This is a genomic window from Piscinibacter sp. PDB1-1 (genome assembly GCF_056675995.1).
In genome coordinates, this window is sequence record NZ_JBWVZJ010000003.1 from 498,681 (window position 1) to 511,758 (window position 13,078).

Here is a 13,078-nt window from a genome sequence, read left to right on the forward strand (position 1 = left end):
GTTGATCTGATCCTTGATAGGCGAATGCGCCACCACAGCTGTCACCGTGGTGCCAGCAGGGGTGCGGGGTGAATTTGATAATCCGAAGTGTCCCCCATCCGCCCGACGACATGTCCACATTCACCCCACTGGCCAGCCTGCTGGCCGCGCGCAGCCGCCACGAGAGCCACGTGCGTTTCGAGATTCCTAGCGACTGGCTGCAAGGCCGCACCTCGTTCGGCGGCCTGATCTCCGTCATCGCCGTGCAGGCCATGCGCGACGTGGCTGGCGCCGACTGGCCCGCCGCAGTGCGCCTGCGCGCGCTGCAGACCAGCTTCATCGGGCCGGTGGCGCAAGGCCCGGTCGAGGTGCAGGTGACCCTGCTGCGTGAAGGCAAGAACGTGCGGCAGGTACAGGCGCTCGTTCAGCAGGAGGGCCAGACGGCCGCGTTGCTGCTCGGCGTATTCGGCTCCGAGCGCGACACGCTCGTGCCGGAGATGTCGCCCCAGTGCCCGCCGGCAGCCACCGCGCCGGATCAGACCCCGAAGCGCGCCCTGCCCCCTGGCGTGGCGCCGCAATTCACCCAGCACATGGACATGCGCTTCGTCGGCGGTGGTGAGCCGTTCACCGGCAGCCTGCGCACAGAAACCAGCATCCACCTGCGACTGCAGGGCGAGCCTGCCAGCGAGATCGACGCCGAAATGCTGACGGTCTTGCTGGCCGACGTGCCGCCGACGCCGCTGCTGTCGCAGTTCACCAAGCCCACGCCTGCAAGCTCGGTCTCGTGGGAGCTTGAGTTGCGCCCGATCACGACGACGTCGAACGACGGCTGGTGGCGTGTCGACACGGAGGTGCTCGCCGCGGCCGGTGGCTACTCGAACCAGGCCACGCGCCTGTGGTCGCCTGGCGGTGAACTTGCCGCGCTGGGCTACCAGGTGGTCACGGTCTACGGCTGAGCCGTCTTCTTGGCGGGGGCCTTCTTGCCAGGGGCCGCCTTCGCAGAGGCCGCCTTCGCAGATGCCGCCTTGGCGGGAGCCTTCTCGCCAGTCGGCGCCTTCTTGGCAACCACCTTCTTCGCGGGTGCGGGCGCATCAACTGGTGCAGCAGCTGCATCACCACCAAGGCCCCGATCCAGCAACTCAGCCATCAAGCCGTTGAGACCGCCCTCGTGCTCCGGGGCGATTGCGTGCAGGCGCTTGACCAGTTCGCTCGGCAACTTGCAGGCAAAGGGCACCAGACCGGCTGCTGCATCGCGCAGGCGGCGTTCGCGCCGGTCCAGGACTTCGCCGGCGCCTTGCGCAAAGCGGCTGGGGACGCCGGCCGACTTCATGTTCCCGGCGACCTTGAGGCCGAGTTGCTTGGCCAGATCGAACTTCTTGAGGCTCATGGACTTGTCTCGCTAGGTGGCAATTGATCGCCGGATTGTCACCGCGCCGGATGGTCTAATGCGCCTCCCTCCCCGAAGCCCGGCACCCATGGCGCTCAAAGCCACCATCTACAAAGCGCAGTTGCAACTGGCCGACATGGATCGCAGCATCTATGGCGACCACAGCGTGACGATCGCGCGGCACCCGTCCGAAACCGACGAGCGCATGATGATCCGCCTGCTGGCCTTCGCGCTGCACGCACCAGCCGACACTGACCATGGCGCCATGGAGTTCGCCAAGGACCTCTGGGACACCGACGAGCCCAGCCTCTGGCAGAAGGACCTCACCGGCCAGATCGTGCAGTGGATCGACATCGGCCAGCCCGACGACAAGCGCCTGATGAAGGCCAGCCCGCGCGCAGAGAGCGTGCAGGTGTACAGCTTCAGCCACAGCACGCCGATCTGGTGGAGTGGCATCGCCACCAAGATCACACGGGCCCGCAACATCGCCGTCTGGCAGATCCCGGCCGAGCAAAGCCAAGCGCTAGCAGCACTGGCGCAGCGCACCATGCAGCTCCAGGTCACAGTGCAAGACGGCGCGGTGTGGGTGGGCGACGGCGCGAGCAGCATCGAGATCACACCGCAGCGCCTGAACCCGGGCGTTTGACACACTGTCTTACATCGGGATCGGCCAATAATTGGCCACGCCAACAGGTTTGGAGATCCCATGACCGATACCGCACGCACTCACGCCGTCCAGCACAACGAAGCCCGGCGCCGGTTCGAAACCACCGTTGAGGGACACCTCAACAAGGTCGAGTACGAGCTCGATGGCAAGGTGATGCGCATCACGCACACCGTCGTGCACCCCTCCGTCGAAGGCCGGGGAATCGCATCGGCCATGGTGGCGGCCACGCTGGCTCACGCACGCAGCGCTGGCCTGAAGGTCGACCCGCAGTGCCCCTACACGCGCGCGTACATGCAGCGCCACCCTGAAACGCAAGACCTGCTCGCATGAACATGCTCGCCTGGCGCCATGCCGCGGGCATCTTCGCGGCCACCCTGTTGCTCTCGATGAGCCCCCACGTCATGCCCCAGACCCCCACCACGCCCACCCCGGCCGAGAAACCCGCCGATCCCTATCTCTGGCTCGAAGACGTGCAAGGTGAGCGAGCACTCGACTGGGTTCGCGAACGCAATGCGATCACGCAGAAGGAACTGACGGCCCAGCCCGGGTTCGCCAGCACCCGCAGCCAGCTCCTGGAAGTGCTGAACGCCAAGGACCGCATCCCGAGCGTCACCCGCCGCGGCGACTGGCTCTACAACTTCTGGCAAGACGAAACCCACAAGCGCGGCCTGTGGCGCCGCACCACGCTCGCGGAGTACCGAAAGCCTGAGCCGGCCTGGGACACCCTGCTCGATCTCGATGCCCTCGGCAAGGCCGAGAACGAGAACTGGGTCTGGGGCGGCGCCAATTGCCTGGGGCCGAGCTACAACGACTGCCTGATCTCGCTCTCGCGTGGCGGGGCTGACGCCAAGGTCGTGCGCGAGTTCGACATCGCCACCAAGGCGTTCGTGAAAGACGGCTTCACGCTCACCGAAGCCAAGACCGAGATCGAATGGATCGATGCGGACACGATCTACGTGGGCACCGATTTCGGCCCCGGCTCCATGACCGATTCGGGCTACCCGCGCGTCATCAAGCGCTGGAAGCGTGGCACGCCCCTGTCGGAAGCCGCGACCGTGTTCGAGGGCATCGCGCAAGACGTGGCCGTGTCGGTCAGCGTGGACAAGACGCCCGGCCACGAACGCACGTTGTTCACTCGTGCGCTCGATTTCTACAACGCCAAGAGTTTTCTCCTGCAGGGCGACAAACTGGTGCCGCTCGACATCCCGAGCGACGCCTCGCCCAGCTTCCTGCGCGACACCATGCTGCTGCACCTGCGCAGCGCGATGGTCGTGGGCGACACCACCTACCCGAGCGGCTCCCTGCTGCACACCGATGCCGCAGCGTTCATGCGCGGTGATCGCAAGTTCGGCGTCTTGTTCACGCCCACACCCACGCGCTCTCTGTCGGGCTACTCGAGCACACGCGACCACGTGCTGCTCAACATCATCGACAACGTGGCCGGCAAGCTGGAGGTGTGGCACAAGCAAGGCGCTCGCTTCACCGGGCACGAGGTCAAGGCCCCCTTCCCCGGCGCCCTGGGCGTGGCGGGGCTCCACGACCCGCTCGTCAAGGACGATCCGCTGGCCGAGTCCTACTGGCTGACCTACACCGACTTCCTCACACCCGACTCGCTCTACCTCGCCACCACGAAGACTGCCGACAGCCCGGCCTCAGGGCGCAGCGAATGGGGGGCTGAACTCATCAAGTCTCGTGGCTCGTTATTCGACAGCAGCGGCATGCGCGCCGAGCAGCGCTTCGCCACGTCGACAGATGGCACCAAGGTGCCCTACTTCGTGGTCTGGCCCAAAGGTGCGAAACCAGATGGCAGCAACCCGACCTTGCTCTACGGCTACGGCGGCTTCGAGATTTCGCTCAAGCCCTGGTACTCGGGCGGATTCGGCCGCGCCTGGTATTCACGTGGTGGGGTGCTCGTGGTGGCCAACATCCGAGGCGGTGGTGAGTTTGGACCGCAGTGGCATCAGAGTGCCGTCAAGGCCAACAAGCAACGCAGCTATGACGACTTCATCGCCGTGGCCGAAGACCTGATCGCGAACAAGATCACCTCGCCGAAGCATCTCGGCATCATGGGCGGCAGCAACGGCGGCCTGCTGGTCGGCGCCACCTTCACGCAACGGCCCGACCTCTTCAACGCGGTCGTCTGCCAGGTGCCGCTGCTCGACATGCAGCGCTATCACAAGCTCCTGGCCGGAGCCTCCTGGATGGCCGAGTACGGGAACCCCGACGTCCCCGACGAATGGAACTTCATCTCCAGGTACAGCCCGTACCAGAACGTGCAGACCGAAAAGAAGTACCCGCGCGTGCTGTTCACCACCTCCACCCGCGACGACCGCGTGCACCCCGGCCACGCCCGCAAGATGGCAGCACTCATGCTGGCGCAGAAACACGACGTGCTCTATTACGAAAACATCGAGGGCGGGCACGGCGGCGCAGCCGACAACGAGCAACGCGCCCACCTCCAGGCCCTGGAATACACCTACCTCTGGGAACAGCTCAAGCGCTGACCTTCGCGCCCGCCAATCGCTGGACATTCGTGCAGTACTTAACGAACGATTAGCACGACTGATCAAAAAGTGAGCGGCCTTGCACCGAGTTGCTAAACCGCATCACTCGCTTCTCCTAGTGTCCGAGCCGTACAGGCTGGGGCAGACTCCTGTTTTGTGCACGCTTGTGCAACATAACTTTGGAGAAGTGACTTCATGAACAAATCTCGTTTGCCCAGCAACCTGGCGCGCAGCTTCGTCTGCATGGCCCTGGCCGCCGGCCTCGTGGCCTGCGGCTCCGACGACGACGAGGCACCGGCAGCGGCGCCCATCAACGTCGCGACCACCGCCAACGGCCAAGTTCGTGGCACCGAGAACGCCACGTCGGTCAGCTACAAGGGCATCCCCTACGCAGCCGCCCCGGTGGGCGATCTGCGCTGGCGCGCGCCCGCGGCACCGGCCAACTGGACGGGCGTGCGTGAGGCCACCGCCTTCGCGCCGCACTGCGCGCAACCCGCTTCGCCCTTCGGCTCTGCGTCGACGAGCGAAGACTGCCTCTACCTGAACGTGTACACCCCGAAAGCACCCGGCAATTACCCGGTCTTCGTGTGGATCCACGGTGGCGCGTTCTATCTGGGTTTCTCGAACGGCTACGAGCCGACCAAGCTGGTCGATCAAGGTCTAGTCGTGGTCACGCTCAACTACCGCCTTGGCGCACTCGGCTTCATGTCGCATGCCGCCCTGTCGGCCGAGCAAGGCGGCAAGTCGGGCAACTACGGCCTGATGGACCAGCAAGCGGCTCTGAGCTGGGTTCGGGCCAACATTGCCAACTTCCACGGCAACCGGGACAACATCACGATCGCCGGTGAATCCGCAGGTGGCTTCAGCGTCCACTCGCACGTGGCTTCGGCCGGTGCCGCAGGCCTTTTCCACAAGGCCATCGCGATGAGCGGTGCCTACCCGTTTGCCGCACCGCAAGACGTGCTGGCCGCCCCGGCGCCCTATCCGAGCGCACAAAGCAAGGGCGCGCAGGTTGCTTCGACAGCGGCCACGATCCTTTCAACCGCCACGGGCACCACCGTCCCGGCCTGTACCACCGCAGCCTGCCTGCGTGCACTGCCCGTCAGCGCTCTGCTGGGTGCCCAGATGGTGGCCTACCCGAGCGGCCCGGTGCCTTCGGTCGACGGCGCTGTGCTGACGCAAGACGTGCGCACCACGATCTCGGCAGGCACGCACAACCGTGTGCCGATGATCGAAGGCACCACGCGTGACGAATGGCGCCTCTTCGCAGCACTCGACGAGCTGCAGGCCTCCCCGCCGATGACGCAGGTGCTCAACAGCGACGCCGACACGATCAACAAGGTCGCGACGCTGATGGGGCACCCGTTCGTTTCGACAGCGATGCCAACGGCCAGCGCGATCGTGACCAACTTCTACCCCGCGTCAAGCTTCCCCGGCGGTGCTCCGATCGCCTACGGCACGCTCGGCACCGACATGATCTTTGCCTGCAACGGCCGCATCGCTGCGCTCGAACTGCAACAGCATCGGCCGGTGTTTGCGTACGAATTCCGTGACCGCACGGCACCGTCGACACTGCCCCACCGCTCCGGTTTCGATCTGGGCGCGCCCCATACCTCGGAACTGCAATACCTCTTCACGATGCAGGGCAGCGCATCGTTCAACGCGGCACAGCAAGCCCTGTCGGACACGATGGTGCGCTACTGGGCCAACTTCTCGAAGAACGGCGATCCGAACGGTGCAGGCGTGCCGACCTGGGCCGCCTATACGCAGTCGAACGACAGCTACCAGGGCCTCGATATCGGCACCAACGGTGTGGCCGCACTGCCCAGCTTTGCCGCGGACCACCGCTGCACCGTCTGGAACAACAACACGCCGTACACGCCCACGCCGTGATGCACGGTTCACCGCCGCGGCGCGGTGGTGAACATCACCCTTGAATTGCCACGTACAAGTGGTCGACGCGCTGAGCCTCAGTCGCCTGACCACACCAACAACAAAGAGGTAGGGAGTGCAGGCTGGCGCAAGCTGGCCCGCTGAGCGACCGGGAGCAGTCAGCCCGGTTGCGTGGATGGCCCGGCAGGTCCCCTGCCGGGCCGTTTCTTTTTCAAGGGTGTGAACCTTGGCGGCGGCGTGGCGCTGCCCGGCTCCCGCCAGGCGCGTGTTTGGAGGGGCGAATGCCCCGCCGGGTCCTTTACTTGGCTTCGGCGTCCTGCAGCAGGCGCCACATGACCTTGCCCGACCCAGACTTGGGCAGGGTGTCGACGAACTGAACGAGTTTCGGCACCTTGTAAGCCGCCATGTGGTCCTTGGCCCAGTCGGTGATGTCGGCCTCCGTGGTCTTGCCCTTGGCCTCGGCGCGCAGCACCACCACCGCCTTGACGGTTTCGCCTCGGTAGGCGTCGCGCGCCGCGATGATGCAGGCCTCTTGCACGGCCGGGTGCCGATACAGGAGCATCTCCACTTCTGCCGGCCAGACCTTGAAGCCGCTCGCGTTGATCATTCGCTTGAGCCGGTCGGTCAGGTAGAAGTAGCCCTCTTCGTCCATGCGGCCCAGGTCGCCGGTGCGAAAGAACGACTTGCCATCGAACTCGACGAACGCGGCCGCCGTGGCCTCAGGTTGGCGCCAATAGCCTTTGAAGACCTGCGGGCCGTGCGTGATGATTTCGCCCACCTCGCCGGGCGGCAGCTCCTGCATCGTGTTGGGGTCGACCACGCGCGAATCGACGCCGAAGATCGGGATGCCCAGGCATTGCAGCTTGGCGCGTTCCGGCGGGTTGCCATGGCTGGCCGCGGCGGTCTCGGTGAGGCCGTAGCCCTCGGCGAAGTGGATTCCGAACTCCTTCTCCAGCCGCTCGGCGATGGCCGCGGGCATGGGCGCGCCACCACCATTCATGAAGCGCAGGCTGGAGAGGTCGAAGCTCTTGTAGTTGGGGCTGCCGAACAGGTCGAGCACCATGGTCGGGATGCAGGTCCAGTGGCTGATCTGGTAGCGGGCGAACACGCGCCCGACCACTTCGCGGTCCCATCGGGGCATGAGCACGATGGTCGACCCCGCAAACACCGCGGCCGACATGCCCACCATGCCGGTGATGTGGAACATCGGCACCACGCCCAGGCCCACGGCCTCGGGGCCGCCGTGGCTCCACTGGATGCCGCACGACTGGTGCATCAAGGTGCGGTGCGTGTGCATGCAGCCCTTGGGGTTGCCGGTGGTGCCCGAGGTGTACGGCAGCACGGCCAGATCGTCCGGCCCGGCCGTGTGCGGGCCGGGCTTGCGCGCCTGGGCGAGCACGTCTTGCCATCGCACGTAGCTGGGGCGGCCGTCACCCGCCTCAGGCAACGGTGGATCCGCGCGCAGCCACGCATCGATCGGCGCCGACGGCGTGTCGGCCGGATCGGTCTCGGCGGCGCCGTTCATGGCGTCGCTGTAGCGCGTGACGAGCACATGACGCAGGCGCGCGGATTCGGGAACGGCGGCATTCGCCTGGTCCACCAGGGCGGCCAGATCGGCACTGCAGATGAAGACGCGCGCCTCGGGGTCGGTGATGTAGTGCTGGAGTTCGTCGGCGCGGTTCATCGGGTTGATCGGCACCACGACGGCATTCGCACGCAGGATGCCGAAGAAGCTGGCCATGAACTGCGGGCAGTTCTGCATGTACAGGCCCACCCGGTCACCGGCCTGCACGCCCACGCTTTGCAGCCAGCCGGCGACGGCTTCGGCCTGGGCGTGCAACTGCTCATAGGTGTTCGTGCGCCCGAAGAAGATGGTGCAGGCCTTGTCCGGGAAGCGCTGGGCGGTCACCTCGAGGTTGAACCACAGCGAAGTGGACGGCACGGCAAGCCGGCGCGGCAGGCGGGCCGGCCAGATGCGTTCATGTGGGCGGGGGGCAGCTTCAGTCACGGGCGGATCCTCTGAGTTACGTGGCAAACCATTGCAAGACACCTCGTAGCATGGCAGTGCAAATACCAGCCGCCCGCCCCGAGAAAACCCTAGATCAGCTTCGCGACAGCGTCGGCGCATGGGCCAGCCCGGGTCGCTTCTTGCTTATGCTGCGCCATGGTCATCGCGCTGGCCCCGAACCGCCTGGAGCTTCCCGCCTTCCTCGATCTGGAAGCCTCGGGGTTCGGCCGCGCGAGCTACCCGATCGAAGTGGGCTACGTCCTGCCGGACGGCAGCAGCTTCTGCACCCTGATCCGCCCCGCCCCGAGCTGGACGCACTGGGACGAAGCCGCCGAGCGCGTCCACCACATCACGCGCGAGATGCTGCAACGGCACGGCCGCGACGTGCATGAGGTAGCGCGGCTGCTGAACGAGCGGCTGCAGGGGATCACCCTCTACAGCGACGGCTGGGCGCACGACTACACGTGGCTGGCGGTCTTGTTCGAAGAAGCCGGGATGGTGCCCCGCTTCAAGCTGGAAAGCCTGCGCAGCCTGCTGACCGAAGGCGAGGCTGGTGCCTGGCAGGCCGCCAAGCAGGGCATCGCGCAGGCCATGCAGGGCCAGCGCCACCGTGCGAGCACGGATGCACGGCTGCTGCAGAGCACGCTGCAGGCGCTGCGCGCGGCCTGATCGCTGCGGGGGCGGCCCCTAGAATCGCCGATCTTTCCCGCTGACCGACCTCTGACTGACACCCAAATCATGACCGACAAGATCACCGCCACCGTCAACACCCGCGCCAACGTCTACTTCGATGGCAAGTGCGTCTCGCACAGCATTGAGCTCGCCGACGGCAGCAAGAAGAGCGTGGGCGTGATCCTGCCTTCGTCGCTCACCTTCAACACCGGCGCGCCCGAAGTGATGGAACTCGTCGAGGGCGTGTGCCGCGTCAAGTTCGCCGGCAGCGACAACTGGCTGGCCTACAGCGCCGGCCAGTCGTTCAACGTGCCAGGCAAGTCGTCCTTCGACATCGAAGTGACGCAGACGCTGCATTACGTGTGCCACTTCGGCTGAGCGCCAAAATCACGCCTCAGCGCATCGGCACCCAGGACTGCAGGCGCGGAAGCATAGCCCGGTAAGGTGCCAGCAGCAGCGCGGCCATCAGCCATTTGACGCCGAGGTCGCCGCTCCCGAGTTGGAGCCAGTTCACGCCGGGTTCGCCGGCGAAGGCGATGAAGAAGAAGACCGCGGTGTCCAGCACCGAGGCGATCGCCGAGCCGAAGAGCGGCGCCTTCCACCAGCTCTGTTGACGCCAGCGGTTGAACACCGCCACGTCGAGCAATTGCGATGAGATGAAGGCCGCGCCCGACGCCAGCGCGATGCGCCACGGGCCAAGCCCCAGCGACACCACCACCGCTCCCGCCAGGCCGATCCAAGCCACCTTGCGGGCCGCCGCGGCGCCTACCGCGCGGTTGGTCAGGTCGGTAACCAGAAACACCACCGGGTAGCTGAATGCACCCCAGGTCAGCCACTCGTTGATCGGGTACTGGACCAGCCAGTTCGACGCGGCAATCACCACCAGCATCGCAAGAATGGGCCGCCAGAGGCGCGCGATCGAGATAGTGCCGTTCATGAAGCGCCTCAGACCACCACCGGCTCCGGCTCCAGCCGGATACCGAACCGCCCGTACACACTCTCCTGGATGGCACGCGCCAGGGTCATCACTTCGGAGCCGATGGCGCCGCCACGGTTGACCAGCACCAGCGCCTGCTTCTCGTAGACACCGGCGCGGCCCACGGTCTTTCCTTTCCAGCCGCAGGCATCGATCATCCAACCCGCCGCGAGCTTCATGCTTCCGTCGGGCATCGGGTAGTGAACGATCTCCGGGTCGCGGCCGATGATGTCGCGGCACTGCTCGGGCGTGACCACCGGGTTCTTGAAGAAGCTGCCCGCATTGCCCACCACCGCCGGGTCGGGAAGCTTGGCACGGCGGATCGCGCAGATCCAGTCGAAGACCTGCTGCGGGCTGGGCATGGCGACACCGGTCTCGTGCATCTTTCGCTCGAGCTCCAGATAGCCCAGTACCGGTTGCCAGGGTTTGGGGAGCCGATAGCGCACGCGGGTGATGACGACGCGGCTTGCCAGGGAGCGCTTGAACTCGCTGTCGCGGTAGCCAAAGGCGCACAAATCGGCGCCGAGCGTGACGGTGCGCCCCGTGACCAGATCGACACCGTCGAGTGACTCGAAACGGTCTTTCATCTCGATGCCGTAAGCGCCGATGTTCTGCACCGGCGATGCACCCACCGTGCCCGGGATGAGCGCCATGTTCTCCAACCCCGGCAGGCCTTGCGCGAGCGTCCAGGCCACGAACTCGTGCCAGTTCTCGCCAGCGCCCGCCTCCACGATCCATGCGTCGGCGCGCTCTTCGACCAGGCGCCGGCCCACCACCTCGACCTTGAGCACCACCTGCGGCATGTCGCGCGTAAGAACGATGTTGCTGCCGCCGCCCAGCACGAACTTGGGCGAGCGGCCCAGCTGCGGGTGATCGACCACCTGGCGCACGTCGGCGTCGCTTGTGATGCGCACCAGCGTCTGCGCCACGGCGGGCAAACCGAAGCTGTTGTAGGGTTTCAGGCTCACGCCCGATTCGATATGCATGGCAGAATTTTCGCCGATCCAGCCGAAAGAGACCTGCACATGCCCAGCTTCGACGCCGTACTTGACCCGAACCTCGTCGAGGTGCGCAACGCGATCGATCAAACCGCCAAGGAGATCGGCACCCGCTTCGACTTCAAGGGCTCGTCGGCGGCCGTCGAATTGAAGGAGAAAGAGCTGACCGTCTTCGCCGACAGCGATTTCCAGATCAGCCAGGTGCTCGACATCCTTCTGGCCAAGATGACCAAACGCAATGTCGATATCCGGTTCCTCGATCGCAGCGCCAAGGTCGAGAAGATCGGTGGCGACAAGGTCAAGCAGAAGATCGTGGTCAAGAGCGGCATCGACAGCGACACCGCCAAGAAGATCCAGAACCTCATCAAGCAAAGCAAGATGAAGGTGCAGGCCGCGATCCAGGGCGACACGGTGCGCGTCACCGGTGCCAAGCGCGACGACCTGCAGGCCGCGATGGCCCTCATCCGCAAGGACGTGCCCGACGCGCCGCTCACCTTCAACAACTTCCGCGACTGATCGTCGTGCGCTTCACCACCGCGCTAGGGGCTGCGCTGGGCGCCGCCTTGGTGCTCGCCGGCGCGGCCCATGCGCAGGCCGTTTCGATGAGCGGGCGCCTGGGCGACAAGGCCTTGCTCGTGATCGACGGCACACCCCGCACGGTGGCTGTGGGCAGCACGGTGCAAGGCGTGAAACTCTTGAGCACCACCGCCGACGGCTCGATCGTAGAGATCGCCGGGCAACGCGTCACCGTGCCGCTGGGCGGTGCTCCGGTCAACCTCGGCGGCGCCAACACCGAAGGCGGTGGCGACCGCATCGTGCTCACCGCCGGATCGGGCGGGCACTTCGTGACCCAGGGTTCCATCAACGGGCGGGCGGTGCAGTTCGTGGTCGACACAGGGGCAACTACGGTGGCCATCAGCCAGGAAGAGGCCGATCGCATCGGCCTCAAGTACAAGGACGGCCAGACAGGCATGGCCAGCACCGCCAACGGCATGGTGCAAGTGCACCGGGCGAAGCTCGGTTCGGTGCGCGTGGGCGATGTGCAGGTCTACAACGTCGACGCACTCGTGATCCCGGCGCCGATGCCCTACATCCTGCTCGGCAACAGCTTTCTCACGCGCTTCCAGATGAGGCGCGACAACGACGTCATGACGCTCGTCAAGCGCCCTTGACGGGCCAGCGGATCAGGCCTTCAGCCGCACCCACACCGGGGCGTGGTCGCTGGCCTTTTCCTTGCCGCGCGCGTCGCGATCCACATCCCCCGCCTCCAGTCGCTTGGCCAGGTCGGGCGATAGCAGCAGGTGGTCGATGCGGAAGCCCGCGTTGCGCGGCCAGCGTTGGCGCATGTAGTCCCAGAAGGTGTACTTCGGTTCGCCCGGGTGCAGGGTTCGGATGGCATCCGTCCAGCCCTGGTCGAGCAGCTTGAAGTAGGCGGCGCGGCTCTCGGGCTGGGTGAGTGCGTCTTTCACCCACGAGGCCGGGTTGTAGATGTCGGCCTTGTCGTCGGTCGGGATCACGTTGTAGTCGCCGAGCAGGATGGTGGGCTTGCCCTCTTTGAGCAGCGCGGCCGCATGCGCGTTCAAGCGGTCGAACCACTTCAGCTTGTAGTCGAACTTCGGGCCCGGTTGCGGGTTGCCGTTGGGCAGGTACAGGCAACCGATGACGATGCCGTTGACCTCGGCCTCGATGTAGCGGCTGTGGGTGTCGTCGGGGTCGCCGGGCAGTCCACGGCGGCGCTCCTGGGGCATCACGCCCTTGGCGAGGATGGCCACGCCGTTGAAAGATTTCTGGCCGTGCCAGATGGCCTCGTAGCCCGCCTCGCGCAAGGCCTCATGCGGGAACTTCTCGTCGGGCGTCTTCAGCTCCTGCAGGCAGGCGACGTCGGGCGAACTCTCGGCCAGCCATTCGAGCAGGCGTGGCTGGCGGGCATTCATGCCGTTGATGTTGAAGGTGGCGATCTTCATGGTGCGGGGCAACTTGTGAGTTTGAGCATT

The 13,078-nt window shown here is 65.8% G+C and carries 14 protein-coding genes; 9 read left to right on the plus strand and 5 right to left on the minus strand.

The window, feature by feature from the left end; all coding sequences use genetic code 11:
• Positions 1-110 precede the first annotated feature (110 nt).
• Positions 111-935: an acyl-CoA thioesterase gene (locus AC1KAR_RS18205; RefSeq protein ID WP_480320257.1), complete on the plus strand. Its 825-nt coding sequence runs from the start codon at positions 111-113 to the stop codon at positions 933-935.
• On the opposite strand, the gene AC1KAR_RS18210 is transcribed toward AC1KAR_RS18205, so the two are convergent.
• A complete protein-coding gene (locus tag AC1KAR_RS18210; protein ID WP_480320259.1) occupies positions 926-1,366 on the minus strand; it encodes a hypothetical protein in 441 nt (146 codons plus the stop codon). The genes AC1KAR_RS18205 and AC1KAR_RS18210 overlap by 10 nt on opposite strands.
• Positions 1,367-1,454: 88 nt before the next feature.
• Here AC1KAR_RS18210 and AC1KAR_RS18215 point away from each other — a divergent pair, with 88 nt between their 5' ends.
• From AC1KAR_RS18215 to AC1KAR_RS18230, 4 genes are all read left to right on the plus strand, one after another.
• Complete coding sequence (locus AC1KAR_RS18215) at positions 1,455-2,012, plus strand: YaeQ family protein (protein WP_480320261.1); 558 nt, start codon at positions 1,455-1,457, stop codon at positions 2,010-2,012.
• A gap of 60 nt (positions 2,013-2,072) precedes the next feature.
• Positions 2,073-2,363 (plus strand): GNAT family N-acetyltransferase, encoded by a 291-nt coding sequence (locus tag AC1KAR_RS18220; protein WP_480320263.1) that lies wholly within the window; start codon positions 2,073-2,075, stop codon positions 2,361-2,363.
• Between the two features lie 56 nt (positions 2,364-2,419).
• The gene (locus AC1KAR_RS18225; RefSeq protein WP_480320778.1) at positions 2,420-4,537 is read left to right on the plus strand and encodes a prolyl oligopeptidase family serine peptidase; all 2,118 of its coding nucleotides are present in this window, start codon (positions 2,420-2,422) and stop codon (positions 4,535-4,537) included.
• Between the two features lie 195 nt (positions 4,538-4,732).
• Positions 4,733-6,430, plus strand: a complete 1,698-nt coding sequence (locus AC1KAR_RS18230) for a carboxylesterase/lipase family protein (protein ID WP_480320265.1) — start codon at positions 4,733-4,735, stop codon at positions 6,428-6,430.
• Between the two features lie 298 nt (positions 6,431-6,728).
• On the opposite strand, the gene AC1KAR_RS18235 is transcribed toward AC1KAR_RS18230, so the two are convergent.
• Positions 6,729-8,438: a long-chain fatty acid--CoA ligase gene (locus AC1KAR_RS18235; protein WP_480320268.1), complete on the minus strand. Its 1,710-nt coding sequence runs from the start codon at positions 8,436-8,438 to the stop codon at positions 6,729-6,731.
• Positions 8,439-8,594: 156 nt separating this feature from the next.
• Between AC1KAR_RS18235 and AC1KAR_RS18240 the strand changes: the two genes are divergently transcribed.
• Both AC1KAR_RS18240 and ppnP read left to right on the plus strand, forming a co-directional pair.
• Entirely contained in the window at positions 8,595-9,107 is a 513-nt protein-coding gene (locus tag AC1KAR_RS18240) for a 3'-5' exonuclease (RefSeq protein ID WP_480320270.1), read from the plus strand.
• 69 nt (positions 9,108-9,176) lie between these two features.
• Complete coding sequence (gene ppnP / locus AC1KAR_RS18245) at positions 9,177-9,488, plus strand: pyrimidine/purine nucleoside phosphorylase (protein ID WP_480320272.1); 312 nt, start codon at positions 9,177-9,179, stop codon at positions 9,486-9,488.
• A gap of 16 nt (positions 9,489-9,504) precedes the next feature.
• Here the strand turns inward: ppnP and AC1KAR_RS18250 are convergent, their stop codons facing one another.
• Together AC1KAR_RS18250 and murB are read right to left on the minus strand one after the other, a co-directional pair.
• Positions 9,505-10,047, minus strand: coding sequence for a VUT family protein (locus AC1KAR_RS18250; protein WP_480320274.1), 543 nt, complete (start codon positions 10,045-10,047; stop codon positions 9,505-9,507).
• A gap of 8 nt (positions 10,048-10,055) precedes the next feature.
• Entirely contained in the window at positions 10,056-11,072 is a 1,017-nt protein-coding gene (murB, locus tag AC1KAR_RS18255; protein ID WP_480320276.1) for a UDP-N-acetylmuramate dehydrogenase, read from the minus strand.
• A gap of 39 nt (positions 11,073-11,111) precedes the next feature.
• On the opposite strand from murB, the gene AC1KAR_RS18260 reads away from it, so the two are divergent.
• Both AC1KAR_RS18260 and AC1KAR_RS18265 read left to right on the plus strand, forming a co-directional pair.
• Positions 11,112-11,600 carry a YajQ family cyclic di-GMP-binding protein gene (locus tag AC1KAR_RS18260; protein WP_480320278.1) on the plus strand — a complete coding sequence of 163 codons (489 nt, stop codon included), beginning with the start codon at positions 11,112-11,114 and terminating at the stop codon, positions 11,598-11,600.
• A 5-nt stretch (positions 11,601-11,605) separates the two neighbouring features.
• Entirely contained in the window at positions 11,606-12,256 is a 651-nt protein-coding gene (locus AC1KAR_RS18265) for a retropepsin-like aspartic protease family protein (RefSeq protein ID WP_480320280.1), read from the plus strand.
• 12 nt (positions 12,257-12,268) lie between these two features.
• On the opposite strand, the gene AC1KAR_RS18270 is transcribed toward AC1KAR_RS18265, so the two are convergent.
• Positions 12,269-13,048, minus strand: a complete 780-nt coding sequence (locus AC1KAR_RS18270) for an exodeoxyribonuclease III (protein WP_480320282.1) — start codon at positions 13,046-13,048, stop codon at positions 12,269-12,271.
• Positions 13,049-13,078: the final 30 nt, after the last annotated feature.

Coding starts and splice junctions, on each gene's coding strand:
- AC1KAR_RS18220 (WP_480320263.1), top strand. CDS start 2,073: ATGACCGATACCGCACGCACTCACGCCGTCCAGCACAACGAAGCCCGG.
- AC1KAR_RS18205 (WP_480320257.1), top strand. CDS start 111: ATGTCCACATTCACCCCACTGGCCAGCCTGCTGGCCGCGCGCAGCCGC.
- murB (WP_480320276.1), bottom strand. CDS start 11,072: ATGCATATCGAATCGGGCGTGAGCCTGAAACCCTACAACAGCTTCGGT.
- ppnP (WP_480320272.1), top strand. CDS start 9,177: ATGACCGACAAGATCACCGCCACCGTCAACACCCGCGCCAACGTCTAC.
- AC1KAR_RS18230 (WP_480320265.1), top strand. CDS start 4,733: ATGAACAAATCTCGTTTGCCCAGCAACCTGGCGCGCAGCTTCGTCTGC.
- AC1KAR_RS18240 (WP_480320270.1), top strand. CDS start 8,595: ATGGTCATCGCGCTGGCCCCGAACCGCCTGGAGCTTCCCGCCTTCCTC.
- AC1KAR_RS18210 (WP_480320259.1), bottom strand. CDS start 1,366: ATGAGCCTCAAGAAGTTCGATCTGGCCAAGCAACTCGGCCTCAAGGTC.
- AC1KAR_RS18215 (WP_480320261.1), top strand. CDS start 1,455: ATGGCGCTCAAAGCCACCATCTACAAAGCGCAGTTGCAACTGGCCGAC.
- AC1KAR_RS18250 (WP_480320274.1), bottom strand. CDS start 10,047: ATGAACGGCACTATCTCGATCGCGCGCCTCTGGCGGCCCATTCTTGCG.
- AC1KAR_RS18225 (WP_480320778.1), top strand. CDS start 2,420: ATGAGCCCCCACGTCATGCCCCAGACCCCCACCACGCCCACCCCGGCC.
- AC1KAR_RS18270 (WP_480320282.1), bottom strand. CDS start 13,048: ATGAAGATCGCCACCTTCAACATCAACGGCATGAATGCCCGCCAGCCA.
- AC1KAR_RS18260 (WP_480320278.1), top strand. CDS start 11,112: ATGCCCAGCTTCGACGCCGTACTTGACCCGAACCTCGTCGAGGTGCGC.